Below are 14,426 nucleotides of genomic sequence, written 5' to 3'. Positions count from 1 at the left end.
CTGTCGCCAACGGCTTCGCCAATTTTCGACGTTGCGGAACTGGCGGGACGGAGAAGCTGCTCATCTCCCCCCTTGCGGGGGAGATGGCCGGCAGGCCAGAGGGGGGTGTGAAGGAACTCGGCCTTTGCCCAAGTTCCCATTTCGCCGCGAACTCTCATCCGCGCGAGTGTGTCACGATTCCAAATAAGTGTCCGCCCAGTTCGACACCGCCCAGCGCGGGTTGTTGGCGACGTTGCCGACCGTGTCGCGCGCGACGGAGATGAAGCTCCATTCGGCGACGTTGATAAGCGGCAAGTCGGCCGCAACCTTCTTCTGGAACTCCTTGTAGAGCTCGGTGCGGGCGGCGGTGTCGAGCGTCTCCGATGCCTTCGTGATTAGCGCGTCGAGATCGGCGTTCTTGTAGCCGCCCTGGTTGGAGAAGGGCACGCCGTCGGGAATGCCGCTCTGCACCAGGATGGTGGTCGAGATGGCCGGATCGCCGCGGAACACGGGCGGGCCGACGGCGAGGTCGAAGGCATGATCGGTGTAGACGGCCTTGATATGGGCGGCCGAGTCGTTGTTGACGATTTGGGCGTCGATGCCGATTGCGGCCAGCGCCTGACGAAGGTAGTCCCCGAACTGTTTCGTCTCGTTGAAATAGGGTGCCGGCAGGAGCTTCAACGCAAAGCGCTTGCCGTCGTCGGCGCGCTTGTAGCCGGCTTCATCGAGAAGCGCATTGGCTTTGGCGACATCGAAAGGATAGGTCGGCACGTCGGCGGTGTAGAATTGCGGATCGTTCTTCGGCACCGGGCCGGTGGCGGTCGCGGCGTAACCGAGGAAGATCGTCTTGACGACGAAATCCTTGTCGATGGCATGGGCGATCGCCTGTCGCACCTTGAGGTCGGCCAACTCCTTGCGCCGGTGGTTGATCTCCACGACGAGCTGGTAGGTGAGCCCCTCATAACCCTTGGTGATGACCTTCAGTCCCGGCACTTTCGAAATGCGGTCGAGATCGGCGAGCGGCACGGCGGAGAAGGCGGCAAGCTGGATCTCTTCCGCCTCGAGCGCGGCAGCTGCGGACGTGCGGTCGGGAAGCACCTGATAGACGATCTCGTCGAGATAGGGCTCGTCCTTGCCCCAATAGGCGTCGTTCCTGGTCAGCCGGTAGTACTGGCCGGCCTTGTATTCGGCGAATTTGAACGGACCGGTGCCGACCGGCGCGTTGTTGGCCGGATTGTCTTCGGTCTTGCCCACCTCATAAAGGTGCTTCGGCACGACGCTGGACAGCGCCGGCAGAGCGTTGCGGATCAGCTGGAACGGCGTCGGCTTGGCGAATTTGAAGACGGCCGTCAGATCGTCGGGCGTGTCGACCGCGGCGAGATCCTTGAACACGGTGCGGCCGAGATTCTGCAGCGGCTTCCAGATCTGCAGCGCGGAGAAGGCGACGTCGGCGGAGGTGAAGGGCTTGCCGTCATGCCATTTGACGCCGTCACGCAATTTGAAGGTCACCGACAGGCCGTCGGCAGCACCTTCCCACGACAGCGCCAGGCGCGGCTGAAGCCCGTCCTTGCCGTCGAAGGAGGCTTCGGCCAGCGTCTCGACGATCTTGCTTGAAATGAAGAAAACGCCGTTGGAGGCGACGATCGCCGGGTTGAGGTTGCGCGGCTCGGAGTCGGCGGCGACGATCAGCCTGCCGCCCTTCTTCGGCGTCTGCGCAAAGCCGATGGCCGGCAGCGCGGTCGAGGCCAGAAGCAGCGCCGAACCGGCCAGCAGGCCGCGGCGTGAAATCGTCAATTCGGACATCGCTCAAACTCCCCCTCTTCGCGCCGTGGTGGGCGCGGCAATCCGATGATTATGGTCCTTGGCAAAGGTTTCGCCAGAGACGGATTTGGCGCATCATGGCTTGGCTTTGAAATTTCCGTCCGCTGGACCAGCCAGGCAAAAGGAGCTCCGATCTCCTGATCTGGTAGGACCAGATTGCGGCGAAGATGGATCGTTCTTTTGTCGCAAGTCGGCTTTGGCGTGAAAGTGAACTATTCTGGCTGGACCAGAGTGGCCAAATTGATGCAGATTTGGCTGACAGCCATAAATCATGACGTTCGGCGCTCCTGCGGCCGATGAAAAACAGGGAGAGGCAGATGAACATCGCTCCGGGCAAAACCGAGGTCAGCAGCGTACCGTTCGACCAGACGCGGGTGGATCGGCTGATGGAAGAGGCCGGCATCGACGTGCTCTTCGCCACCTCCAAGCACAACACCCAATATCTGCTCGGCGGCTATAAGTTCATCTTCTTCGCGGCAATGGATGCGATCGGCCACAGCCGTTATTTGCCGATTGTGCTCTACGAAAAGAGCGGGCCGGAACACGCCGCCTATATCGGCAACAAGATGGAAGGCGGCGAGCATCAGAACCATCCGTTCTGGACGCCAACTTTGCATACGGCCTGCTGGGGCACGCTGGATGCCGCCAATCTGGCGGTGGAGCATCTCAAGCAGATCGGCAAGGAAGCCGCCCGCATCGGCATCGAGCCGGCGTTCCTGCCGTCCGACGCCTATATGTTGGTCCGCAAGGCGCTGCCGGACGCCAAGCTCATCGACGCGACCGGCATGCTGGAGAATATGCGCGCCATCAAGACCGAGGCCGAGCTCGAGAAGTTGCGCGTCGCTTCCGAGCTGATCACCGATTCCATGCTGGCGACGATCGCCTGGGCGCGCGAGGGCACGAGCAAGACCGACATCATCGAGCAGCTCAGGCGCGAGGAAACCAATCGTGGCGCGCATTTCGAATATTGCCTGCTGACGCTGGGCTCCAGCCACAACCGCGCGGCGTCCAGCCAGGCGTGGAAGAAGGGCGAGGTGATGTCGATCGATTCCGGCGGCAACTATCATGGCTATATCGGCGACCTCTGCCGCATGGGCGTGCTCGGCGAGCCGGATGCCGAGTTGGAGGATCTGCTGGCTGAGGTGGAGGCGGTGCAGCAGGCGGCCTTCTCCAAGGTCAAGGCCGGCACGCTGGGCGGCGATATGATCGCGCATGCGGAGAGCGCGCTGAAGGCGTCCAAGGTCGCGGCCTATACGGATTTCTTCGCCCACGGCATGGGGCTGATCACGCATGAGGCGCCGTTCCTGATGACCAACCATCCGGTCGCCTATGAAGGCACCTATGCCGCCAGGCCGCTGGAAAGGAACATGGTGCTTTCGGTCGAGACGACGATGCTCCACCCGACACGCGGCTTCATCAAGCTGGAGGACACGGTCGCGGTGACCGACGCCGGCTATGTGATGTTCGGCGACCGCGGGCGCGGGTGGAACAGGGGCGGCGCGGCAGCTTAGCCTCGACGGCGCTCCCCCTCACCCGGATTGCCAGCCGAATTGCGAATGGCACTTCGGGGCAATCCGACCTCGCCCCAAGGGGAGAGGAGCCTGCCACCGCCAGCGCCAATCTCTTCTCCCCGACGGGAGAAGGTGGCCGCGAAGCGGCCGGATGAGGAGGCTGCAAGCTGAAGATTATTTGCCCGCCTGCAGCAACCTGAAATCCGGTAGCTCCCGCAACGCGAGCTCTGGGCCGGCCGGCGAATAGACGACGAAAAGCTGCATCGGCTGCTCGCCGGTGTTGAGCGTCGAGTGAAAGCGGCTTTCCGGCACGTAGATGGTGCAGCCGGGACCGACCTTGGCGACGACCGGATTGCCGTTCTCGTCCTCGACCATCTGCTCGCCATTGCCGGAGATGACGAAGATGATCTCCTCGGCACCCGGGTGGTTGTGGCGGGTGTGACCCTTGCCCGGCGGCAGGTCGACGACGCCGCCCGAAAAGCGCTCAGCGCCGTTCACTTCCGGCGCGACGGTGAGTGACAGCTTGCCCCAGTCGAAGCCGAACGCGCTGACATCCTTCGGGTAGACGAAAACCTTGCTCCTGTCGGCCATTGCCTCATCCCTTCCTTTTCGTTTTTATCGGAGCATCGGATTTTCCCAAAACCGGCTTCCACCTTTGGGTCCGATGCTCCAGCGTGATCGCCTTGAAATCCGCCGTCTGCCTGGCGATCGCCGCTTCCGCCGGCAGCCGTTCCATCGAGCTCGCGCCATAGAAGCCGTGCAGCCCCTCGCAGCGCTCGAGGATGTAGCGCGCGTCGTCGGGCATCGAGATCGGTCCGCCATGGCAAAGCAGGATCACGTCCTTGCGCACCGAGCGCGCGGCATCGGCTATGGCGTCGATCTCCTTCACGCAGGCGTCGAGCGTCTTGGCCGAGGTGGCGCCGATCGAGCCGCCGGTCGTCACACCCATATGGGCAACGACGATATCGGCGCCGGCTTGCGTCATGGCGCGCGCCTCGTCAGGGTTGAAGACATAGGGCGTGGTAAGCAGATCGAGCTTGTGCGCCTCGGCGATCATGTCGACCTCGAGGCCGAAGCTCATGCCGGTCTCCTCGAAACTCTGGCGCATAGTGCCGTCGAACAGGCCGACGGTCGGAAAATTCTGCACGCCGGAAAAGCCCATGGTCCTCAGCTCGGACAACAGCAGCGGCATGATGACGAAGGGGTCGGTGCCGTTGACGCCGGCCAGCACCGGGGTCTTCTTCACCACCGGCAGCACTTCACAGGCCATTTCCTTGACGATCTCATTGGCGTTGCCATAGGCCAGCAGACCGGCGGCCGAGCCGCGCCCGGCCATGCGGTAGCGGCCGGAATTGTAGATGATGATCAGGTCGATGCCACCGGCTTCCTCGGCCTTGGCCGACAGGCCGGTGCCGGCGCCGCCGCCGACGATCGGCACGCCGTCGCCGATCATCTTGCGGAACCTTTCCAGTATCGTTTTGCGCGGGATAGCAGCCATGCTCGTTGTGTCTCACTTTCTGGCGATGTCGAGAAAAGCCTCGGCCGCGGCCTTGGCGAAGGCGGGATCGTTGATGTGCAGCGGCAGGCGCGTGACGGTGCGGTCTTTCGTCGGCTCGATCGTGCGCTCGATGGCGTCGAACAGTGCCGCATCGGCCTCCTTGTCGAAGAAGGCGCCGCCTTCGATATCGAGTGCCGAGACGCCCTTTTCCGGGATCAGGAAACGGACCGGGCCGTCGCATCGGGCGAGGCGGCCGCCGATCCATTCGCCGATCCGGCGGCATTCCTTGGCGGTGGTGCGCATCAGCGTGACATTGGGATTGTGCTCGTAGAACAATCGTCCGCGATAGCGTTCTGGGATCGTCGGCGGCGCCCAGAAGTTCACCATGTCGAGCGCGCGCCGACCGAGCCGACATAGGGCAATTTCGTGCGGGCGATCGCGCCGAAGCGATCCTCGGTCGCCGGCAGCACGCCGCCGAACAGGAAATCGCAGACCTCGGTCGTGGTGATGTCGAGAACGCCGGCCAGCAGACCGCTGTCGGCGAGCTTCTCCATCGAGCGGCCGCCGGTGCCGGTGGCGTGGAAAACCATGCAGTCATAGTCGGCGCGTAAGCGCTCGACGATCGCGGTCACGCAGGGCGTGGTGACGCCGAACATGGTGAGCCCCAGCGCCGGCTTGCCGGCGTCGGCCACGGCCGGCTTCGCCGCCATGCCGGCGATGGCCTGGGCGGCATTGTGCAGCACCGTGCGGGAGAGCCTGTTCAGTCCCGCCATATCGGTGACCGACGGCATCATGATGATGTCGGAGACGTCGACGTAAGGCGCGGTGTCGCCGGAGGCCAGCGTCGAGACCATGAGCTTCGGCAGGCCGAGCGGCAGGGCGCGCATGCCGGCGGTGACGATCGAGGTGCCGCCGCCACCGCCGATGCCGATGACGCCGGCGATATCATTGCGCGACTGGATGAAACTGGCGAAGGCGGCAGCCATGCCGGCAACGGCGGCGCCGCGATCGTCGGTGCCGAGAACAGCGCCGGCTCCCTTGGCATGATGCGCGGCGACCTCGCTGGCGGAGATATCGACCGGGACGGTCGCGCCGCGCGTGCCGATATCGACACGGACGACCGTGCCGCCGGCAGCAGTGACGGCATCGGCCAGGAAGGCGAGTTCCTCACCTTTGGTGTCGGCGGTGCCGACCACATAGATGCGCTCCATCCGCGGTCCCCGTCGTCCGGCATGGTCGGATCGCCGCCCGCCGCTTCTGCCTGGCCCCTCGCGGCGGACCATTGCAATTTTTTGAGACGCGCGTATCGTATTGACATGGATGTCTCACGTCAACAAGCCGCTTCTGATGATGTCGAGCAGGCGCCGACAGCCGAGAGGGGGCCTCGTGCACGGACCAGGCGGCTGATGCTGGAGACGGCGACGCGCCTGATGCAGTCCGGTGTGACGCCGTCCGTCAGCGAGGTCGCCGAGGCGGCGGAAGTGTCGCGCGCCACCGCCTACCGCTATTTCCCGAGCCAGGCCGCACTGGTGGCGGCGGTCGTCGATGAGGGGCTCGGACCGATCCTCACCTGGAAGTCGAAATCGAACGATCCGGAGCGGCGCGTCGCGGAGCTGTTCGCCAGCGCCATGCCGCGCATCGAAGCCTTCGAAGCGACGTTCAAGGCAGCGCTCAAGCTTTCGCTCGACCAGTGGGCGCAGCGGCAGGCCGGCACGCTGGGCACCGAGCCGGCCTTCACACGCGGCCATCGCGTCGATCTGCTGAAGGACGCGATCTCGCCGCTCAAGGGCAAACTGAAGCCGCGCCAGTTCACGCGTCTCGCCCAGGCGCTGTCGTTGATATTCGGCGTCGAAGTGCTGATCGTGCTGAAGGACATATGGGGGTTGGACAGCCGTGACATGATGTCGGTCGCCGATTGGGCGGCAGGGGCGCTGGTGCGGGCAGCAGTGGCCGAATCGGGAGCGAAAGCGCCTGGCGTTTCAGTTGCGCCTGAGATGGGGAAATCCTAAATCTGGTTCGACCAGATTGAGAAGCCGTCTGCCAATGATAGCGGTGATGCATCGCGGAAGACAAGGCCTTCACCTATCAAGGAGTAGGGAAAATAAGATAAAACAGAGGGATATCGCTACGAACGATTGGTCGGACGGCTTTTGACGCTACAAGAAAGAGCTTGACGTCCCTCTTGAATTGGTAATACCAGATCAGGACGCATAAAGTGGATTGAAAGCGCAGGCTGCGATCCATTTTTCCGGCAGGGCGAGGAGGCCCAAAACCGGAAAGTGCCATCACGGGAGGAACTGCCAGGGCCGACCACGCTGCCGGCCCGCATGTTACGGTAGAAGGCGCACAAGGGAGGAAAACTATGCGCAAGATAGTGACCAGCGTGATTGCTGGTATCGGGCTGGCGCTTGCCTGCGGGACATCCGTCCGCGCGCAGGACAAGGAACTCACCATCTTCTGGGCGGAATGGGATCCGGCGAACTATCTGCAGGAACTCGTCAATGACTACACGGCCGAGACCGGCGTCAAGGTAACGGTACAGACCACGCCGTGGCCGGATTTCCAGACCAAGGCCTTCACCGAATTCAACGCACATGGCGACGCTTACGACATGGTGGTCGGCGACTCGCAATGGCTCGGCGCCGGCTCGACGCAGGGCCACTATGTCGACCTGACCGACTTCTTCAACCAGCACAAGCTCGGCGATGTGATGGCTCCCGCAACCATCAAATACTATGCCGAATATCCCGGCGGTTCCGGCAAGTACTGGGCGATCCCGCTCGAAGGCGACGCGATCGGCTGGTCCTACCGCAAGGACTGGTTCGAGGACCCGAAGGAGAAGGAAGCGTTCAAGGCGAAATACGGCTACGATCTCGATGTGCCGAAGACCTATGCGCAACTGCGCGACATCGCCGAGTTCTTCCACCGTCCCGACCAGAAGCGCTACGGCGTCGCCATCTACACCGACAATTCCTATGATGCGATGGCTATGGGCGTCGAAAGCGCGATCTTCAGCTATGGCGGCGATCTCGGCGACTACGCGACCTACAAGGTCGACGGCATTACCAATTCGAAGGAGGCCGTAGCCGGCCTCGAAATGTACAAGGAGCTCTACAAGTTCACGCCTCCCGGCTGGGGCAAGACCTTCTTCGTTGAAGACAACCAGGCCATCACCGGTGGCCTTGCCGCGATGAGCATGAACTTCTTCGCCTTCTTCCCGCCGCTGGTGAACAAGGCTACCAACCCATACGCCGACGTGACCGGCTTCTTCGCAAATCCAGCCGGCCCCGACGGCAAGCGCTTCGCCGCTCTCGGCGGCCAGGGCATCTCCGTCATCTCGTACTCGAAGAACAAGGACGAGGCGATGAAGTTCCTGGAGTGGTTCATTAAGGACGAGACGCAGAAGAAGTGGGCCGAGCTCGGCGGCTACACCTGCAGCCAGGCCGTGCTGAAGTCGGACGCGTTCCAGAATGCCACGCCCTACAACAAGGCGTTCTACGACACGATGTTCATGGTCAAGGACTTCTGGGCGACGCCTGAATATGCCGAAGTCCTCGATCAGCTGAACCAGAACATCTATCCGTTCGTGGTCGGCGGCAAGGGCACCGCCCAGGAAGCGCTCGACAAGACCGCCGCCGACTGGAAGGCGACTTTCACCAAATACAATCGCTACAAGTAAGCATCGCAGTCAGAATGCCGGAGGAGGGTTTCCCCTCCGGCATTTCTGTTTCCAGGGAGAACGACCGTTGGCTTCGGTAGCCCTCACACATCTTGATCCTGCGTCCAGGGCCGCCGCGCGCGGCTGGTCGGATCTGACCATCCGCAACATGTTCATCATCCCGACGCTGGCTTTTCTGATCGTCTTCAACATTTTTCCGCTGATCTATTCGCTCGGCTATTCCTTCACCAACTTTGCCGCCAACCGCAGCGAGCCCTGGCAGTTCGTCGGCTTGCAGAATTATCGCGAGCTGCTCAGCGACGACCACATCTGGTCGAACTTCGTCATCACGGCGAAATACGTGATCGTTTCGGTGGCCGGACAGATGATCGTGGGCTTCGGCCTCGCGCTTCTGCTCAATCGCAGCTTTCCGATGAAGGGCCTCATCACGACCTTGCTGCTGTTGCCAATGATGATGTCGGCGGCGGTCGTCGGCCTGTTCTGGCAGCTGCTCTACAGCCCCTCCTGGGGACCCATCAACTACGTCTTCGGCCTCGGCGACTTCGCCTGGCTCTCCAATCCCGACAGCGCCCTCTACGCGGTCGCGATCACCGATATCTGGATGTGGTCGCCCTTCGTGATGCTCTTGTCGCTGGCCGGCCTGTCTGCCGTGCCGCAGCATCTCTATGAAGCCGCCGCGATCGACCGCGCCGGCTGGTGGTACACCTTCACCCGCATAACGCTGCCGCTGGTCTCGCCGATCCTGCTCATCGCGCTGATCTTCCGCACCATGGAAGCTTTCAAGACATTCGACATCGCCTACACGATGACGACCCAGCCGACTGCCGAGCTCATTGCGATCCGGCTCTACAAGCAGGCGTTCCAGCAGTGGGACACCGGCAAGTCCTGCGCGCTGGCCTACATCGTGCTGATCATGGTGCTGGCCATCACCAATCTCTACGTGAAGTATCTCAACAAGGTGAAGGAGCGCTGACAGATGGCCGCCGTCCGCACTTCTTCCGAGGTCGCCTTCAACCGCATCGCCATCGCCGCGGTGCTGATAGCCACGCTGATTTTCCTGGCGCCGATCTATTGGATCGCCTCGACGGCGTTCAAGCCGAAGGAACTCGCCGTCAGCGTGCCGCCCACCGTCCTCTTCGAACCCGAGGTGACGCCATTCGTCCGGCTCTTCACCAAGCGCGTGCAGATGCAAAAGACAGTCGACCCGCAAGCCTACGAAGCCGCGCCCTGGTGGGAAAAGCGAATCTATGACGGTGGCGAGCGGGTGCTGAAGGTCGGCAAGGACGTGCAGCTGTCGCAATATCCCGACCGGTTCATGAACAGTCTGATCGTGGCCGTCATCAGCACGGTGCTCGCCGTCGGCATGGGAACCTTCACCGCCTACGGCTTCTCGCGCTTCAAGATCGCGGGCGAGGCGGATCTTCTCTTCTTCATCCTGTCGACACGCATGCTGCCGCCGGTCGTGGTCGCGATCCCGATGTTCCTGATGTACCGGGCGGTCGGCCTCAATGACTCGCATATCGGTCTGATCATCCTCTATGTCGCCTTCAACCTGTCCTTCTCGGTCTGGTTGATGAAGGGCTTCATGGACGAGATCCCGAAAGAGTATGAGGAGGCGGCACTCGTCGACGGCTACACGCGCATGCAGGCCTTCTTCAAGATCGTGCTGCCGGAAGCCGCGACCGGCATCGCCGCCACTGCCGTGTTCTGCTTCATCACCGCCTGGAACGAGTACGCCTTCGCGCTGATCATGACCAACCGGCGCGCCCAGACGGCACCGCCGTTCATCCCCAGCCAGATCGGCTCGGGCCTGCCGGACTGGACGACGATCGCGGCAGGTACCTTCCTGTTCCTGCTGCCGGTCGCGATCTTCACCTTCCTGCTGCGCAACCACCTGCTTCGCGGCGTGACTTTCGGAGCGATTCGCAAATGAGCTTTCGCGCGGTCAACGAGAAGTACCTTTTGCCGGCGTCGCAGATCCTCATGGTGCTCGGCATTGTCGCGCTCTGCCAACCGTGGAGCCTTAGCCTGCATTCCTATGGCGTAACGATCATCCTGATCGGGCTGATCGGCTTCAACATCACGTCCAAAATTGCGCCGGAGCAGAGTGAGGAAACCGGCGCCGCGATGCATGAGGGAGCCCGGCAGTGACGCAGATCGAACTTCGCGGCATCGAGAAATTCTTCGGCGTCGTCCAGGTCATCCACAACCTCAACCTCGCCATCGCCGACAACGAATTCATCGTGCTGCTTGGACAGTCGGGCTGCGGCAAGACGACGACGCTGCGCGCCATAGCCGGGCTGGAGACGATCGACCAGGGCGACATACTGATCGACGGCAAGGCCGTGCAGCACCTCAAGGCGGCCGATCGAGACATCGCCATGGTGTTCCAGTCCTTCTCGCTCTATCCGCATATGACGGTTTTCGAGAACATCGCCTTTCCGCTGCGCGCCACACGTATGAGCAGCGGCGAGGTCGACAAGTCGGTGCGCGAGATCGCGCGGGTCCTGCGCATCACCGACCTCCTCGACAAGAAGCCGTCGGCGCTCTCGGGCGGCGACATGCAGCGGGTGGCGATCGGCCGCGCGCTGGTGCGACGGCCGAAGGCGATGCTGATGGACGAGCCGATCGGTGCGCTGGACGCCAAACTGCGCGAGGAAATGCGGGCCGAGATAAAGCGGCTGCACATCAAGCAGGGCTCGACCACGATCTACGTCACTCACGACCAGATCGAGGCGATGAGCCTCGCCGACCGTATCGTCATCATGCATGAAGGCTTCATCCAGCAGGTCGGCACGCCTGACGAGGTCTACTCGCATCCGGCCAACCTGTTCGTGGCCCAATTCGTCGGCAGCCCGGTGATGAATGTCGCCGAGGCCAGCGTCGCCGAGGAGGCCGGCGCCGCGAGCGTCACGCTCGGCGGCGCGGCCAAAGGTTTCGAATTTCCGCGCGCGCTGCTGTCCAAGCTCAACGGCCACGCCACCAATGGCGGCCTGACGCTCGGCATCCGTCCGGAAGGAGTTCTCGTTCGGCACGATGCCGCGCCCGGCTACATGCCGGTCGAGGCGCAGATCATCGAGCCGCTGGGATCCTTCGACATTGTCGACCTCAAGGTCGGCTCCAAGATGCTGCGGGCCCGCACCAAGGCCGGCTACGTTTCCGGTCCGGGCGAGAAGGTCCATGCCCGTATCGATCCAGAGCAGGCGCATTTCTTCGACACGGCAAGCGGCAAGTCGCTGGGAGTAAGGCTGTAATGGCCCATATCGAACTGAAGAACATCACCAAGAAGTTCGGCAGTCATACCGCGCTGACCGGTCTCAACCTGGAGATCGCCGACGGCGAGTTCTTCGTGCTGCTTGGCGAGACCGGCGCCGGCAAGACAACGACGCTGCGCCTGATCGCGGGGCTGGAGAGGCCGAACGAGGGCCAAGTCTTCATCGATGGCGTCGACGTGGCCGACTGGGGCGCGGCCGAGCGCGACGTGGCGCTGGTGCTGCAGCAATATTCGCTCTATCCGCGCTACACGGTGCGGCAGAACCTCGAATTTCCGCTGAAGCCGAAGATCCGCCGGCTGCCGGATGCAGAGATCAAGGACCGCGTCGCGCGCGCCGCCCGCACGCTCAGGATTGAGCATCTTCTGGATCGCAAGACCGACCGGCTTTCCGGCGGCGAGATGCAGCGCGTCTCGATCGGCCGCGCCATCGTGCGCAAGCCGCGCGTGTTCCTGATGGACGAGCCGCTGTCGGCGCTCGACGCCAAGCTGCGCGAGGCGCTGCGCACGGAATTGAAGAACCTGCAGATGCAGCTCGGCGCCACGTTCCTGTTCGTCACGCATGACCAGATCGAGGCCATGTCGATGGGCGACAAGGTCGGCGTGCTCAACCATGGCCGCATCGTCCAGACCGGCACGCCGCACGAGATCTACAACAATCCGCGCGACACCTATGTCGCGAGCTTCGTCGGCTCGCCGCCGATGAACCTCATCGACGGCAGGCTGGTCAACGACCGGGCGGTGATGGCGCCGGTGAATTTCGAACTGCCGCTTGGGGCCAAGACTTTTGGCGGGGGCAGGACGAGCGGCGCGGCCGATGGTCGCCCGCTCGTCTTCGGCATTCGCCCGGAGGACGTCTATCTGGAGAGCGACGCGCCGGTCGAGGCACGCGTCCACGATGTCGAGAACCATGGCGTGGAAAAGATCCTGACGCTCAGGGTCGGTGACACGATGCTGCGGGCGACCGTGCCGGCCAGGACCGATGTTGCGATCGAACAGCCGGTGCGCTTTGCCTGGAACCCGGACAAGGTGGTGATGTTCGACAAAGGCAGCGGCGTCAGCCTGCGGCACGCCGGTTAGCGGCCGGCTGGCCGCAGCCCTATTTCGGCAGATAGGTCTCGTAAGGCGTGTCGTTGATCAGCAGGATCACGCATTCGGTGTCCGAGAGACAGGCATCGTCATGCATCTCGTCGGCCTTCTGGGTCCAGTAGGAGCCCGGCGGCAACTCGACCTTGGTGGCTTCGCCGCCCTGCATCTGCCAGTGCGCCCAGAGACCCTTGATGACCACGGCGCGATAGTCGGCGGTATGGGCATGGACGGGCGCGCGCCAATTGCCGGGGACTTTCAGCAGCGTGCCGGCGGGCCCTTTCGCTCGCTCTCCCCATAGCGGGCCAAGGCGCTGTGGCTGGCCCGGCGCCTCGACGGCATAGGGGATCTTGTCGGCCGGCAAGTAGCTGTCTTCGAGCGCGAAAGCCCGGCTCGGCAGAATGGCGAGCGCGGCAAGCGCAAGCGGTGCGAGATGATTGGGCATGGCGGTTTCCTCCGCCAACCAGCTTAGGCGGCCTCGGTCGGCGGGGAATGGCGCGTCGTCCAAAAGATTTGGCAATTCCTCCAGCGGCTGCCTGCCCGATGTCAGGATTGCTCCTCCGCGCCGGCATTGCGGAAATGGCTCGGCGCCACGCCCATCACCCGCTTGAAGGCGCGGCTGAAGGAGGCCTCCGAATCGTATCCCAGTCGCGAGGCGGTGACCGAAACCCGCATGCCGTCGCGGGCAAGCCATTGCCGCGCCTGATGCATGCGCACGCGCAGCACATATTTAGCGGGCGTCTCGCAGACCACGGTGGCGAAGCGCTGCGCGAAGGCGGAGCGCGAGGCGCCCATCATCCTGGCCAGTGCTTCGACCGTCCAGTCGCGCTCCGGCCGCAGATGAATGGCGGCAAGCACTTTGCCGACATCCGGGTTGCGCACGGCGGCGATCCATCCGGTGGCATCGCCGCAGCCATTCTCCACCCAGGAGCGGATGATGGTGGCGGCGAGCACGTCGGCCAGGCGGGCAAGAATGCCGCCAGAGCCGACGCGGTCCATCGTCACCTCGCCGGCCATCGCGTCGAGCAGATGCTGGATGCCTGGCGCGTTAGCCATCAGCTTATGCGCCTGCATGAGGTCAGGCATCATCTCGAGCAGCGGATGCGAGCCATCGAGATTGAAATGCATGCTGCCGCAAAACAGCAAGGTCTTGCAGCCGTCGCAGCCGTTCGAGACATCGTAGATGTTCTCGCACACAGCCTCGATGGTGTAGCGGCCGATCGGCACCGGCGGCACGCCGGGCGCGCTCGCCAGCACATGCTCGTCGCCGCGCGGGATCAGCAGCGCGTCACCCACCGAGAGCTCGATCCATTCCTTGGCCGGTGAGAACAGCCAACAACCGTGCTGCCCGATGAAATGGAAGCGCGCGGCCTTCTGTGCCGGGAAGGAAACGGCCCAGGGCTCGCCAAGCACGCAGCGGCCATAGTCGACGCCGTCCAGGCGCAATCCGCGCAGCATGTCGGTGAGCGGGTCGCCCGAAGTCTGCAATACGGATTTGGACGAATTGTAATTCATTTCGGTGTTTTTAGCATGGAAAGTCCAGATAGTCACTCCCTATGTTGCAGCGCAGTCCAAATGTTG

The 14,426-nt window shown here is 63.1% G+C and carries 13 protein-coding genes and 1 pseudogene; 8 read left to right on the top strand and 6 right to left on the bottom strand.

From position 1 onward, the window contains the following. Window positions 1-171 precede the first annotated feature (171 nt). Entirely contained in the window at window positions 172-1,782 is a 1,611-nt protein-coding gene (locus ACVMIM_RS32175; RefSeq protein ID WP_476116971.1) for an ABC transporter substrate-binding protein, read from the bottom strand. Between the two features lie 335 nt (window positions 1,783-2,117). On the opposite strand from ACVMIM_RS32175, the gene ACVMIM_RS32170 reads away from it, so the two are divergent. Then, entirely contained in the window at window positions 2,118-3,311 is a 1,194-nt protein-coding gene (locus ACVMIM_RS32170; protein ID WP_476116970.1) for a M24 family metallopeptidase, read from the top strand. A gap of 174 nt (window positions 3,312-3,485) precedes the next feature. Here ACVMIM_RS32170 and ACVMIM_RS32165 read toward each other — a convergent pair whose 3' ends face one another. The 3 genes and pseudogenes from ACVMIM_RS32165 to ACVMIM_RS32155 form a co-directional block, all read right to left on the bottom strand. Then, window positions 3,486-3,902 carry a cupin domain-containing protein gene (locus ACVMIM_RS32165; RefSeq protein WP_476116968.1) on the bottom strand — a complete coding sequence of 139 codons (417 nt, stop codon included), beginning with the start codon at window positions 3,900-3,902 and terminating at the stop codon, window positions 3,486-3,488. Between the two features lie 4 nt (window positions 3,903-3,906). Continuing rightward, window positions 3,907-4,809: a phosphoenolpyruvate hydrolase family protein gene (locus tag ACVMIM_RS32160; RefSeq protein ID WP_476116966.1), complete on the bottom strand. Its 903-nt coding sequence runs from the start codon at window positions 4,807-4,809 to the stop codon at window positions 3,907-3,909. 12 nt (window positions 4,810-4,821) lie between these two features. Beyond that, window positions 4,822-6,020 (bottom strand): annotated as a pseudogene (locus ACVMIM_RS32155) (Tm-1-like ATP-binding domain-containing protein). A 105-nt stretch (window positions 6,021-6,125) separates the two neighbouring features. On the opposite strand from ACVMIM_RS32155, the gene ACVMIM_RS32150 reads away from it, so the two are divergent. From ACVMIM_RS32150 to ACVMIM_RS32120, 7 genes are all read left to right on the top strand, one after another. After that, complete coding sequence (locus ACVMIM_RS32150) at window positions 6,126-6,818, top strand: TetR/AcrR family transcriptional regulator (RefSeq protein WP_476116964.1); 693 nt, start codon at window positions 6,126-6,128, stop codon at window positions 6,816-6,818. Between the two features lie 353 nt (window positions 6,819-7,171). After that, window positions 7,172-8,488, top strand: a complete 1,317-nt coding sequence (locus tag ACVMIM_RS32145) for an ABC transporter substrate-binding protein (RefSeq protein ID WP_476116962.1) — start codon at window positions 7,172-7,174, stop codon at window positions 8,486-8,488. Window positions 8,489-8,555: 67 nt separating this feature from the next. Next, the gene (locus ACVMIM_RS32140) at window positions 8,556-9,461 is read left to right on the top strand and encodes a carbohydrate ABC transporter permease (RefSeq protein WP_041003710.1); all 906 of its coding nucleotides are present in this window, start codon (window positions 8,556-8,558) and stop codon (window positions 9,459-9,461) included. Window positions 9,462-9,464: 3 nt separating this feature from the next. After that, window positions 9,465-10,421, top strand: coding sequence for a carbohydrate ABC transporter permease (locus tag ACVMIM_RS32135; protein ID WP_041003707.1), 957 nt, complete (start codon window positions 9,465-9,467; stop codon window positions 10,419-10,421). Further along, the gene (locus ACVMIM_RS32130; RefSeq protein WP_041003705.1) at window positions 10,418-10,639 is read left to right on the top strand and encodes a hypothetical protein; all 222 of its coding nucleotides are present in this window, start codon (window positions 10,418-10,420) and stop codon (window positions 10,637-10,639) included. The genes ACVMIM_RS32135 and ACVMIM_RS32130 overlap by 4 nt, the downstream gene beginning before the upstream one ends. Next, window positions 10,636-11,742, top strand: coding sequence for an ABC transporter ATP-binding protein (locus ACVMIM_RS32125; protein WP_476116959.1), 1,107 nt, complete (start codon window positions 10,636-10,638; stop codon window positions 11,740-11,742). Before ACVMIM_RS32130 ends, ACVMIM_RS32125 begins: the two co-directional genes overlap by 4 nt. After that, window positions 11,742-12,839, top strand: coding sequence for an ABC transporter ATP-binding protein (locus tag ACVMIM_RS32120; RefSeq protein WP_476116958.1), 1,098 nt, complete (start codon window positions 11,742-11,744; stop codon window positions 12,837-12,839). The genes ACVMIM_RS32125 and ACVMIM_RS32120 overlap by 1 nt, the downstream gene beginning before the upstream one ends. Before the next feature lie 19 nt (window positions 12,840-12,858). On the opposite strand, the gene ACVMIM_RS32115 is transcribed toward ACVMIM_RS32120, so the two are convergent. Next, on the bottom strand, window positions 12,859-13,290 hold the full coding sequence (locus ACVMIM_RS32115; RefSeq protein ID WP_041003773.1) for a DUF4437 domain-containing protein: 432 nt from the start codon (window positions 13,288-13,290) through the stop codon (window positions 12,859-12,861). A 101-nt stretch (window positions 13,291-13,391) separates the two neighbouring features. Beyond that, window positions 13,392-14,360: an AraC family transcriptional regulator gene (locus ACVMIM_RS32110; protein WP_476116955.1), complete on the bottom strand. Its 969-nt coding sequence runs from the start codon at window positions 14,358-14,360 to the stop codon at window positions 13,392-13,394. Window positions 14,361-14,426: the final 66 nt, after the last annotated feature.

Source organism: Mesorhizobium sp. USDA 4413, assembly GCF_056280365.1.
This window is presented reverse-complemented; position numbering and strand designations above follow the sequence as displayed.